The organism is Magnetospirillum molischianum DSM 120 (genome assembly GCF_000294655.1).
In the GTDB taxonomy this organism is placed as follows: Bacteria; Pseudomonadota; Alphaproteobacteria; order Rhodospirillales; family Magnetospirillaceae; genus Phaeospirillum; species Phaeospirillum molischianum.
In genome coordinates this window covers 184,119-201,940 of record NZ_CAHP01000020.1, presented here as the reverse complement: position 1 = coordinate 201,940, position 17,822 = coordinate 184,119, and the positions used below count along the sequence as shown (strand labels likewise).

Below are 17,822 nucleotides of genomic sequence, written 5' to 3'. Positions count from 1 at the left end.
ATCGCCCGATCCGGACTTCTAGGGGACGTCTCGAAGGAGCTTTCTGCATGTCCGCCGCCGTCCAGGCACAGCCGCACACCCGCCTTCTTTTGTCGGGGAACGACGCCATCGCCCGAGGCGTCTGGGAAGCTGGAGCAAAGATCGCTTCCGCTTATCCTGGTACCCCCTCGACCGAAATTCTTGAAAGTCTGGCGCTTTACCCCGACCTCTACGCCGAATGGTCGGTCAACGAGAAAGTCGCGCTGGAAGTCGCGATCGGCGGCTCGATGTCCGGGGCGCGGTCGTTCTGCGCCATGAAACATGTCGGCCTGAACGTCGCGTCGGATGCGCTGATGACGATCACTGTCGCCGGCGTGGTCGGCGGTCTGGTGATCGCCGTGGCCGACGATGTGGGAATGAGTTCGTCGCAGAACGAGCAGGATTCCCGCTATTGGGGCCGCTTCGCTCATCTGCCGATTCTAGAGCCTGCGGATTCCCAAGAAGCCTATGAGATGGTCAAGTACGCCTTCGAATTGTCCGAGGCGTGCAATACCCCCGTCCTGCTGCGTCTGACCACGCGCGTCTGTCATGTCAAGGCGGTGGTTGAGATCGGCGAACGGGTGGTCCACGACATCACCGGGTTCGCGTCCGATCCGCGCCGCTGGGTGATGACCCCGGCCAACGCCAAGGGGCAGATCCCCGCCCAGATCGCCCGCGAGACCAAGCTGTTGGCCTTGGCCGAATCCTCGCCGCTGAACCGGCTGGAAGACGGCAAAGACCGCCGCATCGGCTTCGTCACCTCGGGGCCGGCTTATATGCATGTCCGCGAGTGTTTTCCCGACTCTCCGATCCTGAAGCTTGGCTTCACCTATCCGGTACCTGTTGGTCTGGTGGAAAAGATGGCCTCGGGCGTTGCTCATCTGGTGGTGGTCGAAGAAACCGAACCGCTGATGGAAAACGATCTGAAGGCCGCCGGTCTGTCGCGCATCCATGGCAAGGATCTGCTGCCCCGCCTGGGCGAGCTGACTCCCAACGTGCTGGTGCCCGCGATCAACGGACTGGTCGGCGAGCCGCTGCCCAAGGGCAGCGTCTATCCGAAGATCGATCCGTTCCCCCGCCCGCCGACGATGTGCCCGGCCTGTCCGCACATGGGCGTCTACTACTCGCTGTCGCGGCTGCGTAAGCAGGTGCAGATTTCAGGCGATATCGGCTGTTACACCCTGGGGGCCGGGCATCCGTGGAACGCGCTCGACACCACGATCTCGATGGGCGCGTCGATGGGCATTGCCCTCGGCATGGACAAAGCCCGTTCTGCGGAAACCAAGGACAAGGGCGTGGTCGCGGTGATCGGCGATTCGACCTTCCTGCACATGGGCATGCAGGGCCTGCTGGATATCGTCTATAACCGTGGCAACGTCACCACGATCATCCTCGACAACCGCACCACGGGAATGACCGGCGGCCAGAACCACCCCGGAACCGGCAAAAGCCTCACCGGCGAGGACGCGCCCAGGATCGATTTCGCCAAGCTGGTCGAGGCTTTGGGCGTCGCGCCCGAACGCATCCGCACCGTCGATCCCTATCTTCTGCCGGTGGTGTTCAAAACCATCAAGGAAGAGATCGCCGTTACGGCCCCGTCGGTTATCATCACCACCCGCCCCTGCGTGCTGTCGGAATTCTATGATCGCCAGCCGCCGTTCCGGGTCATCGACGAGACCTGCACCGGCTGCGGCAACTGTATTAAGGTCGGCTGTCCGGCGATCACGGTCAAGCGTACCGAGACCCGGAACCGCGCCGACGGCACCAGCCACGAGCTGAAATTCACCACCATCGATACCGCGATGTGCACCGGTTGCCGGATGTGCGTCGAGTCGTGCGGGCCAAAGGCGATTGTGCCGGCTCAACCGACCGCGGTCGCGCAGCAATAAGGGCGCTTCAGGCATGAATGACGTGATCACTAATATTCTGATCTGCGGCATCGGTGGCCAGGGCGTGATGACCGCCGCCGAGATTTTGGCTCAGGCGGCGATGGCCCAGGGATTCGACTGCAAGAAATCCGAAATCGCCGGCATGGCCCAGCGGGGCGGCGTCGTCACCAGCCACGTCCGGTTCGGCCGCAAGGTGTGGTCGCCGGTCATCACTCCGGGCACCGCCGATCTGTTGGTGGCGTTCGAAGTGGCCGAAGGCTCGCGCTGGGCCGACCATCTCCGACCCGGCGGCACCGCAATGGTCAACACCATCCGACTTGCCCCGCCGATCGTATCGTCCGGGCTGTACAAGTATCCGGCCGATCCGGTGGCGCAAATGCGCGCCGCCGGGGTTCCGGTGATCGAGGTCGATGCAGGAACCATCGCCCGCGATCTGGGCAATCTGCGGCTGGTCAACACGATCATGCTGGGAGCGATCGCCGACCACCTGCCCTTCCCCGCCACCGAGTTGGAAGAACAGATCGTCGGCCGCTTCCGTGAGCGCAAGCCCGCGATGGTCGAAGTCAACCAACGCGCGTTCGAGGCGGGACGACAGGCGTCGCAGCGCGGCAATGCCGACGTGACGGCACGGGCGGTCAATTGCTGACCACCTGCTAGGGCTTCCGTCCGACCTGTTTCCGTCCATACCGAGACAGGTCGGGCGCAACCCCTCCGGTTTGCTTGGTCGCCCGCTCAATCGCCGTGAGGAAATCGTGGTGTCAGCCGCCATCGCCCTCGATCGTCTGAAGATTCTGATCATCGACGATCAGGACTTTATCCGCGCCATCCTCCGCAAGATGCTGGGCCAGATCGGCATTGCCACCGTGCTCGAAGCCCGCGATGGGATCTCGGGCCTCGACGCCACCAACCGCGACCGCCCGGATCTGGTGATCTGCGACGTGCGGATGCGTCCGCTTGACGGGTTCGGCTTTGTCCGTGCACTGCGCACCCAGACAGAGAACGCGACGATTCCGGTGATCCTGCTGACCGCCCACACCGATGAAGCCACTCAAGCTCTCGCCCAAGAGATCGGCGTCGATGCCTTTCTGGCAAAGCCGGTGCTCATCCCCGCTCTCAAGGACACGATTACCCAGGTCCTTAGCCAGCGGGGATGAAACAACATCAAGAACACACAGACTTATTTTGTAAGGATTAGCTTGTTCTGCCTGGTAACCCTGAGAACATAATCAGAGCCATCGTGTTCGATAATGATGTCCCGACGATTCAACAACAGGATATCGCAGCGAATTCGCTGACGATCAGCGTTCCCCAGGAGGCAGCTCATATTTGCTCCTCCTTATGTCAGGGCATGACCAACCCCTGGGTTTGAAGTTTGGTCTGGTCGCGGCGATACGCGCTCTTGCGGTCTTCCTCGATGGAAAGATTGGTCTGGTGCAAGGTGGCGTGGACATCCATCCACTTCATATCGGTCGGGGCCAACGCCCAGTTCAGCGCGATAGTGTCTTCGGCGGTTTTGCGCTTCACCAATGGGTTCGACATCGTGACGTCGGTGTCCGTTAAGGGCTGCGGCCCATATCGGCACTGGCGCGGCCTACTTGATCGAGTCGTGTTCGATCTCGACGGTCTGACCTGGCCCCGCATCGAACAAGACATAGAAATCCTGGTCGGGACGCGGAAAAGACAGGGTTGAATCCGAGCCTAACCGGCCCTTGACCAGCACCTGCTCGTCATAGGAAATCACGTCCAACACGACACCGGGTGCCTTGGACCCGTCAGAAAAACCACCGGTACATTTCACGATACCGGCATCGATCATTCTGCATTTGCAAACGGGATAATGCGCCTCGGCGGCGGGTGCGAACAGAAAGACGGCGACTGTCAGCAACAAGACACGGCAGATCATTTGCCGGAGCCTCCCAAAATTTCCCTTAACGGAACGACGGCCTGATGCAGCGTTCCATTCCATGTCTCGACCGTCAGCCACAGATCCTCGGAACCGGACAGTTCATCCGGCAGCATGACGTCGGCATGCTGTTCGTAGGCGCCGCCTTCGGCCAGGGCACCCAGGGTGCGAAGACTGCGCGGCTTGCCCACGCGCAAGAACACGCCACGGATGGTATCCATGTCGCCGGGACGAAACGTCACGGTGTATTCCTTGATACGCTCCCCCCAGGCGCCTCGATCAGGCGGCTGATCCTCGGTAACCAGCCCCAAAGAGAATGGACCGGCGACCACCTGACGGTGAATCTCCGCGACATGCGGCAAAGGTTTGTCCGCGAAATACGCGGGCAAGAACGGAAGCGGCACCAGTATAACCAGAGCGCTGAGATGGAACTTGCCACGGAGCCAGAGGTTACGCATGAGACGTTTCCTTGGCGGCCCGCGTCCGCCGCCATTCGGCAGTGGCCCGAAGCGTGCGCTTGGTCCAGATCATCATGCCGCTGAACACCAGCAGGGTCAGCAGCAAGCCGAAGGCGAACCACACCAGCTTGACCGGCAGACCGCCAAAATCGCCAGTGTGCAGGGCTCGCATAACGATACTGGTCAGGTGTACCGGCGAACGGTCAAAACCACCGGAAACGTCCATCACCTGATAGGTCAGAGGATTGACCTGGATCGTATCGGGCAGCAGCGGCGCTTGGCCGCTTGATCCGCTGACCTCTGCCGGAACAAAGGCGACGGCAGGCAAAATCACCCGGCGCAGCCGCATGTCGGGCACGGCAGCGAACGCGGCCGCCAGGATGGCGTCGAGGTCGGAGCGAGGTGCGGTCTCGACCACCGGCAGATCGGCGCGCGCGACCAGTACCGGCGGCTTTCCTCCACCCAGCGGCATGCCAAGATCCCACAGCACCACAGTGACAAGGAACCACAGACCGGTGACCGACATCAGAGCCAGGAACCAGATCGACCACGTGCCGCCAACACGGTGCAGATCGCCCCACATCACCCGAGCGCCTTGGCTGAAACGGATACGGGGACGGTAAAACGAACGCCAGAAACGCTTATACACCACCAACCCGGTGATCAGCGCCCCCAGCAGGGGAATGCCGAGCAACGATACCGCGTACCAGCCGATCGGATAGATCAGCAACCAGCCATGCAAGGCGCGGAAGAATCTCTGGAACGACGCACCGGAAGAGATCCCTTGCACCACGCCACGGACAGGATCGACCCAGGCGGAAACAGAGGTCCCATCGGGAACGTCCATACGGATTTCGACCGCGATATGGGAGCCTCCCCAGGATACCGAGCTGACCCGCCCATCCGGCACCGCCGCCTCGGCTGCCGCCACCAGTGCCTTGACCGGCATTGCCGGGCCGTCGCCGCTGGCCCGCATGGCCGGATTGAACAACCACATGATCTCGTGACTGAACACGGCGATCGACCCGGTCAGACAGACGAAAAATAGAAACGCCCAGATCGGCATCGCCAACCAGGAATGCCACAGGAACCACAGGCGTGTCCGCGATTTGGCATCGCTCATGGAATTACCCTGAGCTTAAATTCGGTCATGTTGATTTTCCACACGAAAAGTCCGGGGTGACATCGCCACCCCGGCATCTGCATCAGAATTTCCGCGCCAACCGGGCAGTGACGGTTAACGGCTCGTTCAGATAACAACTCTCTCCGTTAGTATCTTTGCTGCAACTATATTCAACCTGCCTGTCAAACAAGTTCTTTACATTCATCGATACGCGCCAATCCTCGACGTCATAGCGAACCATGGCTTCGTCGATAAGCTGCGGCGCGGTTGACATGTCTCCTGCCGAACTTGTGGTCCGGCCGACAAAGCGTAGGCCACCACCAAATCCCAAACCGGCAAGATGCCCCTCCTGGACCGTGTAATCCGTCCACAACGACGCGGTATGAATGGGGGTATCGGCCTGCTGACGTCCGACTGCACCGGGAACGGTGCTTTTGGTGATCTCAACCGGATTATAGCTGTAAGAGGCGATGGCCTTCAGCCCATCGGCCAACCCCATGGTCAAGCCGACCTCAACCCCGCGCGAGGTCACTTCACCAGTTTGCACATCGCATCGGCTGCCGTTGCAGAAGTGGCTCGCATCCGGGTCCTGGGTCAGAACATTCTGCTTAACCAGATCGAACAGCGCCACGGTTGCCATAAGATTCGTGCCCGGCGGCTCGTACTTCACACCGATCTCGTACTGGCGTCCGGTGGTGGGTTCGAATTTTGCGCCACCCCAGCCACTGCCGGATTGCGGCTCGAAGGATTCGGCGTAACTGGCATAAGGCACCAGCCCAAACCCCGTCTTATAAGCCACGCCCAACCGGCCGGTGAACGTGTCCTGGTAGCCACTGCCGCCGGAGGTTCCAGCCAGATCCTGGCGTCCGCCGATCTGGAACACCCATTTCTCTCCGACCTCGATCTGATCCTGGGCATAAAGACCGGGCGAGCGGATATCGCCTTTACTGAAAGAGTTCGCGGTCGCCACGCTGTGATTGCCGTAGACCGGATTGAACAGGCTGATTCCATTGTCGCTCGCCGAGCCGAATAGTTCGTCCCGATCCTGATACAGGTAATCGACACCCCCCAACAGGGTATGCTTGGTCGAAAATAGAGACAGCTTCTTCTCGACACGGGTATCCAGCGTATAAACGTTAGCATCCTGTTTATAGGCATAATTGCCGCGACTGATCGTCTTGCCATCGGCCTGAACGCTGCCGGGCCATGTCTGGCGATAATCCAGTTCGAGGTTGGAATAGCGTGCGGCCACGCTGAACTTAAGCGTCTCATCGACCGCGTGTTCAGCCTGAACGGTCAGATGTTTTTGTTCCTGGTGATAGCTGTCGTAATCCGGTTCGCCCAGATAGGTGGACGGATTGGACCGTCCCGCCGCCGTGCGATAGCTCATGCGCGGCCACCACCCCCGACTGTCGTCTTCCTGATAGACGGCGGACAGGGTGACGAAGCTGCCCTCCACCGGCTTCCAGGTCAACGAGGGCGCGAACAGCTTGCGGTCGTTCCGGTCGTGATCGATCCCATTCAAGCCGTCGCTATCCTGCATCGCCGCGTTGAGCCGATACAGCCACTGCTTCTTCGCGTCCAACGGCCCAGTGATATCGGCATCGGCCCGCTTCCAATCGAAAGAGCCGTATTCGACCGACGCTTCGCCCGCCTGGGTTTCCTGCGGACGCTTGCTGACGGCATTGACGAGGCCGCCGGGTTCGTTCTGCCCATAAAGAACCGAGGCGGGACCGCGCAGGACCTCGACACGCTCCAGCAGGGCTGAGTCGATTTTCTGCCAGCTTTGACCGCTGACTTTCATGCCGTCGCGGTAGAACGTGGTGGTGACGGGGAAGCCCCTCATGCTGTACCAGGAGCTTCGCGTATCGCCGGTCGCTCCATAGCTCAGATTGACGCCCGGAGTGTATTTGATGGCGTCTTCCAAGGTCTGGACATTGCGCGTCCGCATCTCTTCCGCGCCAATCACGCTGATGCTCTGTGGCGTTTCGAGAATGGGCGTGTCGGTCTTGGTGGCGGTGGCCGTGCGTTTGGCGACATAGCCCTGAATCGGACCATACGCATTTTCGGCCGTCTGGGTCGCGCCTTCCACCGTCACCGGGTCCAAGGTCATGGCTCCGTCAGAGGACGTGCTCTCCAGCACCGCCGTCCGGCTGTCGGTCATCCGCCAGACCACGCCCGTCCCGCTCAACAACCGGACCAACGCTTGCTTGGCCGTCATGCGCCCGGACACGCCGGGACTGGAACGCCCGGCCAAAGTGGCCTGATCGACCGATATTTGCCAGCCGGACTGGCGGCCAAAAGCCATCACGGCGGCGTCAAGGGACTGGGCTGCGATATTGAAATCCACACTCTCGCTCGCCTGGGCGATCTGCTGCCGTCCCCCCGCCTCCGCCGCGTATGCGGCGCTAACATTCAGGACCGCCAGCGCCGTACTGGCCATTAACATGCCCCGAAACATTCCCTGAATCACCTGAACCACGCTCGGTCCCCTCTCCTGCCGCAGTCGATAGTGCGAAGCAATCGCATTGTTCGAGGAGGTGACGAAGCTGAGGCCGCTTTCGTTTCATGGCAGAGAAAATTATTTCAGGAGGCAGACACCATCAGCAGATAAGGAGTCAGCCGCCGGACGGTGCCGCCATAGGGACTGACCAGGGCACGCAACGCCCGCTCGGGATTGCCAAGATCGTAGATGCCGGTGACGCGATGACCGCCCAGAGCGGAATCGGTGAGGAGAATGAAGCCGGAATAGTGGCGACGGATCGAATCGACCACGGCCGACAATGTCTGATCGCCGACGACCAGACGGCCCCGCCGCCACGCCGCCACGTCGGCGGGATCGATCGGGCGATGCCGAACCTCCCCTGACACCAGATCGATTGCAACTTTCTGACCGGGAACCAGCCGGATTTCCTCCCCGTGGTAACCGACGATCACAGATCCTTGGGCCACCGCGACCGATGTCGTTTCTTTCCCTAAATCCACCCCAAAAGCGGTTCCGGTAACGGTCACCGTCACCCCATCCCCGCGAACCACGAACGGACGGGTTCGATCCGGCGTTACCTCGAAAAAGGCTTCTCCGCGCAACAGCGAAACAGAACGATCATTGGCGGAAAACTGGTGACTGACCGCACTGTCTCCTCCCAGAACGACACGAGAGCCGTCATCGAATCGCACTTGTTCGCTCTGCCCCGCCATGGTCACGAGATCCGACCGCAATCGAAGATATAGGGATGGGAGCAGCGCGACCGCCGCCAGACAGGCAGCGAGAGCCAAAGCGGCATAACGCAGCCGCCTGGGACATCGGGGGGAGGCGGCGACATCCGGGGAGATGGTCTCGACCGCTTTCCAGGCTTGGCAGGCCAGACGCCATGCGACCTGATGACGAGGATCGGCCGCCAACCAGACCTGCAACGCGGCTTTTGTTCCCTCGTCTCCATCGGCATCCTGGATACGGAACAGCCAGTCGGAAGCCTGCTCGAAAATGCTGTCGGGAATGGAATGATCGGTGCTGCTCATGACAGTTCAGTCCTGGGCATCGTGCAAACGGCGCATCATATGGACCATGGCATCACGCACCAATCGGTGAGCCGTTGCGGCAGAGACCTCCAGACGCTGCCCGATTTGCAGGAAGGACAACCCGTCGAACCGGTGCAGTTCAAAGGCTTTGCGCGTGCGTTCGGGTAGTTCGGACAGCGCGGCCTCGACCCGGCGCAGATGGTCGCGTCCCACTGCCACCTCTTCCGGCGACGGAGCCAGGGGTTCAAAGCCACAAACGACCGCCTGGGCCTCGTCGCGTCGGGCCTCGGCCGACACCCGGCGCACGCAATCCAAAGCGGTGTTGCGGACAACCCGGTACAGATAAGCGAGAGGCTGGCGCAACGCGCCATCCTCCGGCTCGCATCTCGAAAAGCGCAGAAAAGAATCCTGCACGACATCTTCGGCCCGCGCACGGCAGCCAACGATGGGAGTAGCGTAATCCACCAAAGCCGAGCGATGACTCACGTAAAGGTCGAGTTTTACTTTATCGTACTTCACATTAGTGTCCATCCAGGCGCCAAACAACGGCTGCCCGCCGTCCAGAACAGGGACGTGACCCTAACAACATTGAGATTGATTATCAACATCGACGCCTGCCGCAGAACGGCAGGCCGATATCAGAGAGTGGCGCTGTCCGATGCGACGATACGCGCGGCGGGAAAGACAACGGTGGCGACAGTCCCCCGACCGGATTCGCTGTCCAGTGTCAGCAAACCGCCATGGGCTTCGACCAAGGCCTTGGTCAAGGGCAGGCCAAGACCGCTGCCCTCATACTTACGCGACAGGCGGGCATCGGCCTGAACGAACGGCTCCATCACCCGCTCCAGTTCGTCCGGGGTCATCCCGATCCCGGAATCGCTCACCTCGATAATAAAGCCGTCCGTGCCCGTCCGCGCCGAGATGGTGACGCGCCCGCCGTCATCGGTGAATTTGACCGCATTCGATAGCAGGTTAAGGACGATCTGGCGCATTCGTCGCTCGTCGGCCAGCAGCAGCGGCAGGCGCTCGGGCAAATCGGGGGTGATCGTCAGCCCGGCATTCGCCGCCCGTCGCGCCAACATCCGCACCGAGCCGCGCACAATACCACCGACATCGACCAGGGTTTCGGCCAGATCGGTCATTCCGGCCTCGGCCTTTGACAGGTCGAGAATATCGTTGATCAGTTCCAGCAAATGCATGCCGCTGTCGTGGATGTCGTCGAGATATGGGCGATAGCTGGCCGGTTCCAACGGGCCGAAAATCTCGTGCTTCATCATCTCGGAAAAGCCGATGATCGCGTTCAATGGCGTGCGCAATTCATGGCTGATATTGGCCAGAAATGTATTCTTAGCCCGATTGCCGCGCTCAGCCGCTTCCTTGGCCTCGCGCAGGGTCTGCTCGGTCCGTTTACGGTCGGTGATGTCGGTGAAACTGAGGATCAGACCGCCGCCCGGCATCGGCGACGAACGCACTTCCATCACCGTTCCCTGTTCGCTGACATGTTCGAACACCAAATCCGACCGCTGGCGGATGTTATTGGTCAAATCAGTCGTCAGGCGGACGACCTCTTCTGAATCGCCATGCGGATCGGGTACCGCCAGCAGCGCCAGGAACAACGAGATGTCGATGCTGCCGGGCATGATCTGGGCCGAGGGCAGCGCCAGCATCCGCCGTGCCGCCTCGTTCAGCGCGATCAGGGTATCGTCCGATGCAAACACCGCAACACCCTGGGCCATATTGTCGATGATTGCCTGCAAACGGGTGGCCTGGGCACGGAAACGGGCCTCGCCATCGATCAGAGCGGTCTCGAACCGCTTGCGCTGGGTAATGTCGCGCAACACGCCGATGAAGGTCACCATGTCGCCCTGACGCATCTCGGTAACGCTGATATCGAGAGGAAAGATCGAGCCATCGCGGCGCATGCCTCGGACTTCACGCCCGGCACCGATGATCCGACGCACGCCGGTTCGCATATAAGTTGAAATGTGGTTTTGATGCGTAGCGTTGAACGGTGCCGGCATCAGCATCGACAGGCCGCGCCCAACCACCTCGTCGGCATTGAAGCCGAAAATCCGCTCGGCAGCGGAGTTGAACGACAGCACGGTTCCCGACTCGTCTATGGCGATGATGCCATCACCCACCGTGTCCATCACCCCCTTCAGCCAAGCGACCGTGCTTTCCAGGGAATCCTGAACCTGACGACGCTGGGTAATGTCGCGCAAAACCCGCAGTTGAGCGCCGTCCTGGAGGGGGTAGGTGTGAACACCGACCCAATGGCCGTCGGCAACCTCGTCCTCATGACCGCTGATGCCGGAATGCCAACTCTCCTGTTTGCCTTCCAGCCACGATTCGTCACGGCCCAAACCACGGGCCATAATCGCCATCAGGTCGTCGAAACGAATGCCGGGCTTGATCTGATCGGCGATCGGCCGGAAAAAGACACGATAGGCTCTGTTACAGAGCACCAGACGCGACCGGCCATCGAACAGGGCCACGCCATCGACAAGATTTTCAATGGCAGCCGTCATATCCTGAACCAGCCGACGGGCGGCGACACGACGCCGCATCGCCCCCCAGGCCAAGCTCCCCCCAACACCGGCTGCCAAGCCCCCCGACGCCGCCACGATCGCCGTCACAAGCGCGAAGTCCATCAAACCAGTCCTTGGGGAAGCCGTTCGGGCCGTACTGCCCGCTTACTCGTCGTAAGATGCCAAAGATGTAAAGGGGACACCCAGTTCCTTCAAGCGCTGACGTCCGGGCAGGAACGCAAGTTCGACGATGCTGGCAGCCCCGGTGACCTCTGCCCCGATCTTGCGCAACAATTCGATACCAGCGGTCATCGTGCCGCCGGTGGCGAGGAGATCGTCGAGAACAACAACCCGCTGCCCTTCGGCGATGGCGTCCTGCTGGATCTCGATTGAGTCGGTTCCGTATTCCAGAGCGTAATCGTGCCGGATCGTCTTACCCGGCAGCTTGCCCTTCTTACGCAACATCACGAAGCCACAGCCCAGCTTCATCGCCAACGGCGCGGCAACCAGAAAGCCTCGGGATTCGATGCCGGCCAACACGTCGGGCTGATAGCGCCGGACATCGCGGGCCAGACGGCCCATCGCGACCTGCCAAGCATCGGCATGAGCCAGCAGGGTAGATATATCATAGAAAAGGATGCCCGGTTTTGGGAAATCGGGGACACCGCGAATGTGGTCCTTGATGTTCATGTCCGCGCTCGGAAGTGAGATATGGGGCGGCCATCGTAACGACAGCCCCCCCTCCGGTCAAAAGCAAACCTGAGTATTGTCCACCAGGGCGCGACGCAGGGCTTGGGTCACGGCGACAACCGGAATGGCCTCCATCGCCGCAGCCCCGAAATCCTGGGCTTGCAGCACGAAAGGCTTCGCGGTAACGGGGGCGAATTTGTCCGCCGGAGTCGGCCCAAACAGCGACAGCAGCGGGATATCGGCGGCGGCCAGCATGTGGCCGGTCCCGCTGTCATTGGCAACTGCCGCCGCCAGCCGCCGCCCCAAGGCAATCGTCAGCATCGGCGTCGGGCGATCGGTCTCTTGCAACGGCAACCGTGCGGCGGGCAAGGCGGCGCGAATCGATCCCGCCCAATCGTCGCTTTCGGCCGGGCCAAGCAAGATCACAGGGACCATCCCTTCGTTCGCCATCTCTGCCGCGACGGCCAGATAACGATCGAGCGGCCAGCATTTGTGACGCCCACCGGCACCGGGGGCGAAACCGACATAGCGCGGTCCTGGCGGCAGCAGCCGATCGGCCTCGGCCTCGATGGCGGGATCGATGGGGAGCGGCGCGGTTTTCCCAGGTGGGCGGCCCGAAGCCAGCTCGACCAACCGAGCCAGTTGCGCGGCCATCGAGAGCGGCTTGGCCGTCTCGGCCGGGCGAACATCGGAAAAGCAATACCCAGCGGCGGCGGAGATGAAACGGCGGTGGCGTATCCGTTTCAAAATCAGGGTGGTCAGACCCCGGCGCTGGGTATCGAGGATCAGATCGAAGCCGCGCCCTCCCAGCGGACGGCTCAGCAACTCGACCGGGCGGCTACCGATCCCGGCATGGTCGATCACCTCGTCGATTAACCCGGTCACCAGCGGGGCCAGAATACCCGCATAAACGCTCCCTCCCTTACCGGCAACCCAGGTGATGCGGGCATCGGGATAAGCGGCACGAAGGGCGCGGACAAATGGCAGCTTGATCAGGCCGTCGCCAACCGCATCGGTACCGACATAGACCAGGATCGAAGCGGTCATTCGCGGATCCGGGCGCGGTTTCCATCGACCGTCACCCGCCCCTCGGCCAGCAGCCGCAGTGCAAAAGGATAAGCCCGGTGCTCCTGCTCCAGCACACGAGCCGCCAGACAACATTCGTCATCGTCGTCGCGGACCGGCACCGCTGCCTGAACCAGGATCGGCCCGTCATCCAGATCGGGCGTCACCAGATGGACGGTGCAGCCATGCAGCTTGACACCAGCCTCAAGGGCTTGGCGATGCGTGTGCAACCCCTTGAACAAAGGCAACAATGACGGGTGGATGTTGAGCATCGCCCCCCGCCACCCCGCCACGAAGTCCGACGATAACAGCCGCATGAACCCGGCCAGACAGACGATTTCGACCCCAGCGGCGCGCAGGACCCGATCCATCGCGGCATCGAACGCTTCGCGCGTCGGATAGTCGCGATGCGGAATCACGGCGGTCGCCACCCTAGCGGCCGCCGCCCGCTCCAGCGCCAGGACGCCGGGGACATTCGAGATCACCAAGGCAATTTCAGCCGGAAATGCTGGATCGGCACAGGCATCGAGCAGAGCCTGAAGGTTGCTGCCCCGCCCCGAGACCAGAACGCCGACTTTTTTACGCGGAGCCACCGCCGTTCCCGCGCTCATTCTCCGTCCAGGGGATAGCTGACCAGCCCATCGGCCAGTTTTGGCTCGAACCAAGTCGATTTTGGCGGCATCACCTGACCAGACTCCGCCACCGCGATCAAATCGGCCATCGAGGTCGGGAACAGGGCGAAAGCCGCCGCCATCTCGCCGCTCTCAACCCGGCGTTCCAACTCGTCCAGGCCGCGCCGTCCGCCGACGAAATCAATCCGCTTGTCCTTGCGCAAATCGTGAATGCCGAGAACCGGACCGAGCAGGCGATCGGACAACAGGCTGACGTCAAGCCGCGCCACCGGATCGTCGGGCGGTGGGGCCTTGGGAGACAACAGATACCACTGCCCCGCCAGATACAAACCGAACTGCCGGGCGGCGCCAGGACGGGCTTGTCCCTTGACCGCCTCGACGACGAAGGCATCGCTCACCGCCGCCAGAAAACCATCGCGGTCCAACCCGTTCAGGTCGGTTACCACTCGGTTGTAATCGAGAATCCGCATCTCGGCGATTGGAAAGCTGACCACCAGGAACGACTGTGCAGCATCGCTGTCGGGACGGGCGGCGGCAATCCGGGCGGCGGCGGCCGAACGGTGATGGCCATCGGCGATATAGACCGCCCGCATCGTCTGAAACGCCCGCGTCACGGCAGCGATCCGGCCAGGATCGCTCATCACCCACACGGTATGACCGACTCCATCGGGAGTGACCGCCTCGGCATCGGGGGCGCGGAGGACGGTAGCGGCGATCGCGGCGGCGACAGCGGGATGGTCGGGATGGGCCAGCAGCACCGGCCCGGTCTGAGCCTCGCAGGCCTCGATCTGGCGGACACGATCATCTTCCTTGTCCGGCCGGGTGAATTCATGACGACGGATACGATTGGCCCGGTAATCGGCGACCGAGCCGCCGCCAACAATGCCGGTCTGAACATGATCGCCCATCCGCAGGCGATAGACGTAGTAGCGCGGTCCCGGATCGCGGATCAGCGCCCCCGCCTCGATCATCGTCCGCAGATTGGCTGCCGCCCGCGCATACACTGCGGGATCATGCGGATCGGTGTCGGGGGGCAGATCGATCTCGGCCTTCGAGACATGAAGAAAGCTGTGCGGGTGCCCCTCGGCCAGCCCGCGCGCCTCATCCGAAGTCAGCACGTCATAAGGCGGGGCGGCCATCTCGGCGGCATAAGCGGCGGCGGGACGCAAACCGGGGAAGGGGCGAAGCAGCGGCACGGACACGGGCGCGGACCTTTCGGAAAGCGGCTGATGATATATCGTCCCGGTCTTAGCCCGAATCGCCGCGTCTGTCATCAGCAGGGACAGCGTGTTTATTGCGACTTTGACGTCGAAGTGGGCTAGCGAAATGATTCTGCATGGATTATAGTGATCATGTCGGGAAACCGACTATGACGCTAAACGCTTTGCGGAATAGACGTTGCGGACCCGGGGGCGGTACCCGGCGCCTCCACCATTTCGACCCGGCCGAATCGGTCGGGCCCTCAGGGGGCGAAATAGGATCGACGCGCGCAGTAAAGGCAGAGTCTGTGTTCGGCATGATACCACCGTCATCGGGTCAATCCTAACAAGTGCCAACGACAACGTTGCTCTTGCCGCTGCGGCTTAACCCGTAAGCGCGGTTCGGGGGGACACCGGGCAACAGAAGTCCCCCCACTCTCTTTCTTTACCGGAAGCCGACCTGCCGGCCGGTCTCCGAAGTGGCCGATGGGGACTGGAACGGATGGGTTTGGAAGAATTGCGCTACGACAAGATGGTGGAAGAAGCGTTGCGGGGCGTCGTGCGCGAGTCACTGGCCTTTGCCGCTGAACACGGTCTGCCCGGCGACCATCACTTCTACATCACGTTCCGTACCCACCTGCCCGGCGTCGCGGTTCCCGATTACGCCCGCGCCCGTCACCCCGATGAAATGACCATCGTCCTCCAGCATCAATATTGGGATCTGGACGTTGACGATACCGGCTTCGCCGTCACCCTCTCCTTCTCCGGCAAGTCAGAACGGCTGGTGATTCCCTTCACCGCCGTCACCGGCTTCGCCGACCCGTCGGCCAAGTTCGGCCTTCAGTTCCAGGGGATTCCCGGCCAGAACGACGAGGATGACGAGTTCGACGACCAGGACGAAGATGAGGCCAGAACACCGGCCGAAACCGGAACCGCCCCGACGACGACCACCACGGGCGACGACAGCGACGGCAAGGTGGTGACACTCGACCGCTTCCGTAAGAAATAACCACTCCCGGCGGTCATCGCCCCGGCCGAACCGCGGCGGGGGCGGTGCCTCTTGACGTTGTTGCGAAAAGGTGTTTTGACCGTGGCATGCGCGCCACCCGCCCCATTCGGGGCGGTGACACCCCACCCTTCGCAGCCGAGGCCGCCAATCATGTCCGATTTCTCTTTCCACGAGATTTTCCCTCTGGGGGCTGACAACACCCCCTATCGCCCGCTCGGCACCGACGGGATCGGAACGGCGACCCTGAACGGCCAGTCGATCCTGACTGTCGAGCCAGCGGCGATCACCCGCCTGATCAAGGCAGCGATCCGCGACACCTCGCACCTGCTGCGCCCGGCCCATCTGGGCCAGTTGCGCACGATCCTCGACGATCCCGAGGCATCCGACAACGACCGCTTCGTCGCTTACGATCTGCTGAAGAACGCCTGCATCGCTGCGGGCGGCGTGCTGCCGATGTGCCAGGATACCGGCACCGCGATCGTGATGGGCAAAAAGGGCCAGCAGGTCTGGACCGGCGGCAATGACGAAGCGGCAATTTCCCAAGGCGTCCAGGAAGCCTACACCGAACTCAATCTGCGTTATTCGCAGACCGCGCCGTTATCGATGTACGAAGAGGTCAATACCGGCACCAACCTGCCAGCACAGATCGACCTCTACGCGACCGAGGGTGCCGCCTATAAATTCATGGTGATGGCGAAGGGCGGCGGATCGGCCAACAAAACCTTCCTTTATCAGCAGACCAAGGCGCTGCTGAACCCGGCATCGTTACTGAAATTCCTTGATGCCCAGATCCGCACGCTGGGCACTTCGGCCTGTCCGCCCTATCACCTTGCCATCGTCATTGGGGGCCTGTCCGCCGAAATGACGCTGAAAACGGTGAAGCTGGCCTCGGCCAAATATCTCGACTCGCTACCGTCGCGCGGCACCCGCTACGGCAGCGCTTTCCGTGATCACGAACTGGAGCAGGTGGTGTTGCAGATGACCCGCGACATGGGCATCGGCGCGCAGTTCGGCGGCAAATATTTCTGTCATGACGTCCGGGTTATCCGCCTGCCGCGCCACGGCGCCTCGTGTCCGGTGGCGATCGGAGTGTCTTGCTCGGCCGATCGTCAGATCCTCGGCAAGATCACCAAGGATGGCGTCTTCCTTGAAGCGATGGAAGCCGATCCCGCACGCTTCCTGCCCGATATCGATGAGGCGACCCTGGGCGGCGAGGTCGTCAAGATCGACCTGACCCGGCCGATGGATGAAATCCGCCGCACCCTGTCGCAATACCCCGTCCGCACCCGCGTCTCGCTGACCGGCCCGATGGTGGTCGCCCGCGATATCGCCCACGCAAAATTGAAGGAACGGTTGGACCGTGGCGAAAGCCTGCCCGACTACTTCAAGCAGATGGGCGTCTATTACGCCGGACCGGCCAAGACTCCAGCCAATTATGCCTCCGGCTCGTTTGGCCCGACTACGGCGGGACGGATGGATTCTTATGTCGATCAGTTCCAGGCCGCTGGCGGATCGATGGTGATGATCGCCAAGGGTAACCGTTCAAAGGCTGTCACCGAAGCCTGCAAGGCTCATGGCGGCTTCTATCTCGGCTCGGTTGGCGGTGCCGCCGCCCGCCTCGCTCGCGACTGCATCAAAAAGGTCGAAGTGCTGGAATATCCCGAACTGGGCATGGAAGCCATCTGGCGGATCGACGTCGTTGATTTCCCCGCCTTCATCGTTGTCGATGACAAGGGCAACGACTTCTTCGCCGAGTTTGCTCACTGAGCAACTGGATACTTTAGGGTGT

General features: G+C 61.8%; 18 protein-coding genes and 1 other RNA gene. 6 read left to right on the top strand and 13 right to left on the bottom strand.

The features are described from left to right. Window positions 1-47 precede the first annotated feature (47 nt). The 3 genes from PHAMO_RS08425 (at window position 48) to PHAMO_RS08415 (ending at window position 3,061) form a co-directional block, all read left to right on the top strand. The gene (locus tag PHAMO_RS08425) at window positions 48-1,907 is read left to right on the top strand and encodes a thiamine pyrophosphate-dependent enzyme (RefSeq protein ID WP_002728364.1); all 1,860 of its coding nucleotides are present in this window, start codon (window positions 48-50) and stop codon (window positions 1,905-1,907) included. Between the two features lie 13 nt (window positions 1,908-1,920). Next, window positions 1,921-2,553: an indolepyruvate oxidoreductase subunit beta gene (locus tag PHAMO_RS08420; RefSeq protein ID WP_002728362.1), complete on the top strand. Its 633-nt coding sequence runs from the start codon at window positions 1,921-1,923 to the stop codon at window positions 2,551-2,553. A 109-nt stretch (window positions 2,554-2,662) separates the two neighbouring features. Continuing rightward, window positions 2,663-3,061, top strand: a complete 399-nt coding sequence (locus PHAMO_RS08415) for a response regulator (protein WP_002728360.1) — start codon at window positions 2,663-2,665, stop codon at window positions 3,059-3,061. A gap of 23 nt (window positions 3,062-3,084) precedes the next feature. On the opposite strand, the gene hemP is transcribed toward PHAMO_RS08415, so the two are convergent. The 13 genes from hemP to PHAMO_RS08355 all read right to left on the bottom strand — a co-directional run bounded on the left by hemP (window position 3,085) and on the right by PHAMO_RS08355 (window position 15,027). Beyond that, window positions 3,085-3,231, bottom strand: coding sequence for a hemin uptake protein HemP (gene hemP / locus PHAMO_RS18975; protein WP_081504491.1), 147 nt, complete (start codon window positions 3,229-3,231; stop codon window positions 3,085-3,087). A gap of 17 nt (window positions 3,232-3,248) precedes the next feature. Beyond that, complete coding sequence (locus PHAMO_RS08410) at window positions 3,249-3,431, bottom strand: hypothetical protein (protein WP_155801619.1); 183 nt, start codon at window positions 3,429-3,431, stop codon at window positions 3,249-3,251. 67 nt (window positions 3,432-3,498) lie between these two features. Further along, window positions 3,499-3,810 carry a hypothetical protein gene (locus PHAMO_RS08405; RefSeq protein ID WP_040566469.1) on the bottom strand — a complete coding sequence of 104 codons (312 nt, stop codon included), beginning with the start codon at window positions 3,808-3,810 and terminating at the stop codon, window positions 3,499-3,501. Further along, window positions 3,807-4,268: a hypothetical protein gene (locus PHAMO_RS08400; RefSeq protein ID WP_002728354.1), complete on the bottom strand. Its 462-nt coding sequence runs from the start codon at window positions 4,266-4,268 to the stop codon at window positions 3,807-3,809. The genes PHAMO_RS08405 and PHAMO_RS08400 overlap by 4 nt, the downstream gene beginning before the upstream one ends. Continuing rightward, window positions 4,261-5,391 carry a PepSY-associated TM helix domain-containing protein gene (locus PHAMO_RS08395; RefSeq protein WP_002728352.1) on the bottom strand — a complete coding sequence of 377 codons (1,131 nt, stop codon included), beginning with the start codon at window positions 5,389-5,391 and terminating at the stop codon, window positions 4,261-4,263. The genes PHAMO_RS08400 and PHAMO_RS08395 overlap by 8 nt, the downstream gene beginning before the upstream one ends. An 82-nt stretch (window positions 5,392-5,473) precedes the next feature. Beyond that, the gene (locus PHAMO_RS08390) at window positions 5,474-7,840 is read right to left on the bottom strand and encodes a TonB-dependent siderophore receptor (RefSeq protein ID WP_235720817.1); all 2,367 of its coding nucleotides are present in this window, start codon (window positions 7,838-7,840) and stop codon (window positions 5,474-5,476) included. 137 nt (window positions 7,841-7,977) lie between these two features. Continuing rightward, window positions 7,978-8,910 carry a FecR family protein gene (locus PHAMO_RS08385; RefSeq protein ID WP_002728348.1) on the bottom strand — a complete coding sequence of 311 codons (933 nt, stop codon included), beginning with the start codon at window positions 8,908-8,910 and terminating at the stop codon, window positions 7,978-7,980. 6 nt (window positions 8,911-8,916) lie between these two features. Further along, window positions 8,917-9,429 (bottom strand): sigma-70 family RNA polymerase sigma factor, encoded by a 513-nt coding sequence (locus PHAMO_RS08380; RefSeq protein ID WP_235720816.1) that lies wholly within the window; start codon window positions 9,427-9,429, stop codon window positions 8,917-8,919. Window positions 9,430-9,548: 119 nt separating this feature from the next. Next, on the bottom strand, window positions 9,549-11,561 hold the full coding sequence (locus tag PHAMO_RS08375; RefSeq protein WP_002728344.1) for a sensor histidine kinase: 2,013 nt from the start codon (window positions 11,559-11,561) through the stop codon (window positions 9,549-9,551). Between the two features lie 42 nt (window positions 11,562-11,603). Next, window positions 11,604-12,128: an adenine phosphoribosyltransferase gene (locus tag PHAMO_RS08370; RefSeq protein ID WP_002728342.1), complete on the bottom strand. Its 525-nt coding sequence runs from the start codon at window positions 12,126-12,128 to the stop codon at window positions 11,604-11,606. 57 nt (window positions 12,129-12,185) lie between these two features. Continuing rightward, window positions 12,186-13,175 carry a glycosyltransferase family 9 protein gene (locus PHAMO_RS08365; protein ID WP_002728340.1) on the bottom strand — a complete coding sequence of 330 codons (990 nt, stop codon included), beginning with the start codon at window positions 13,173-13,175 and terminating at the stop codon, window positions 12,186-12,188. Continuing rightward, window positions 13,172-13,804 carry a phosphoribosylglycinamide formyltransferase gene (gene purN / locus PHAMO_RS08360; protein WP_002728339.1) on the bottom strand — a complete coding sequence of 211 codons (633 nt, stop codon included), beginning with the start codon at window positions 13,802-13,804 and terminating at the stop codon, window positions 13,172-13,174. The genes PHAMO_RS08365 and purN overlap by 4 nt, the downstream gene beginning before the upstream one ends. Then, window positions 13,801-15,027 (bottom strand): DUF1015 domain-containing protein, encoded by a 1,227-nt coding sequence (locus PHAMO_RS08355; protein WP_040566465.1) that lies wholly within the window; start codon window positions 15,025-15,027, stop codon window positions 13,801-13,803. Before PHAMO_RS08355 ends, purN begins: the two co-directional genes overlap by 4 nt. 113 nt (window positions 15,028-15,140) lie before the next feature. Between PHAMO_RS08355 and ssrA the strand changes: the two genes are divergently transcribed. The 3 genes from ssrA (at window position 15,141) to PHAMO_RS08345 (ending at window position 17,800) form a co-directional block, all read left to right on the top strand. Beyond that, window positions 15,141-15,461, top strand: a transfer-messenger RNA (tmRNA) gene (gene ssrA, locus PHAMO_RS18970). A gap of 65 nt (window positions 15,462-15,526) precedes the next feature. After that, entirely contained in the window at window positions 15,527-16,033 is a 507-nt protein-coding gene (locus PHAMO_RS08350) for an SspB family protein (RefSeq protein WP_002728337.1), read from the top strand. A gap of 150 nt (window positions 16,034-16,183) precedes the next feature. Beyond that, entirely contained in the window at window positions 16,184-17,800 is a 1,617-nt protein-coding gene (locus tag PHAMO_RS08345) for a fumarate hydratase (RefSeq protein ID WP_002728336.1), read from the top strand. Window positions 17,801-17,822 lie beyond the last annotated feature (22 nt).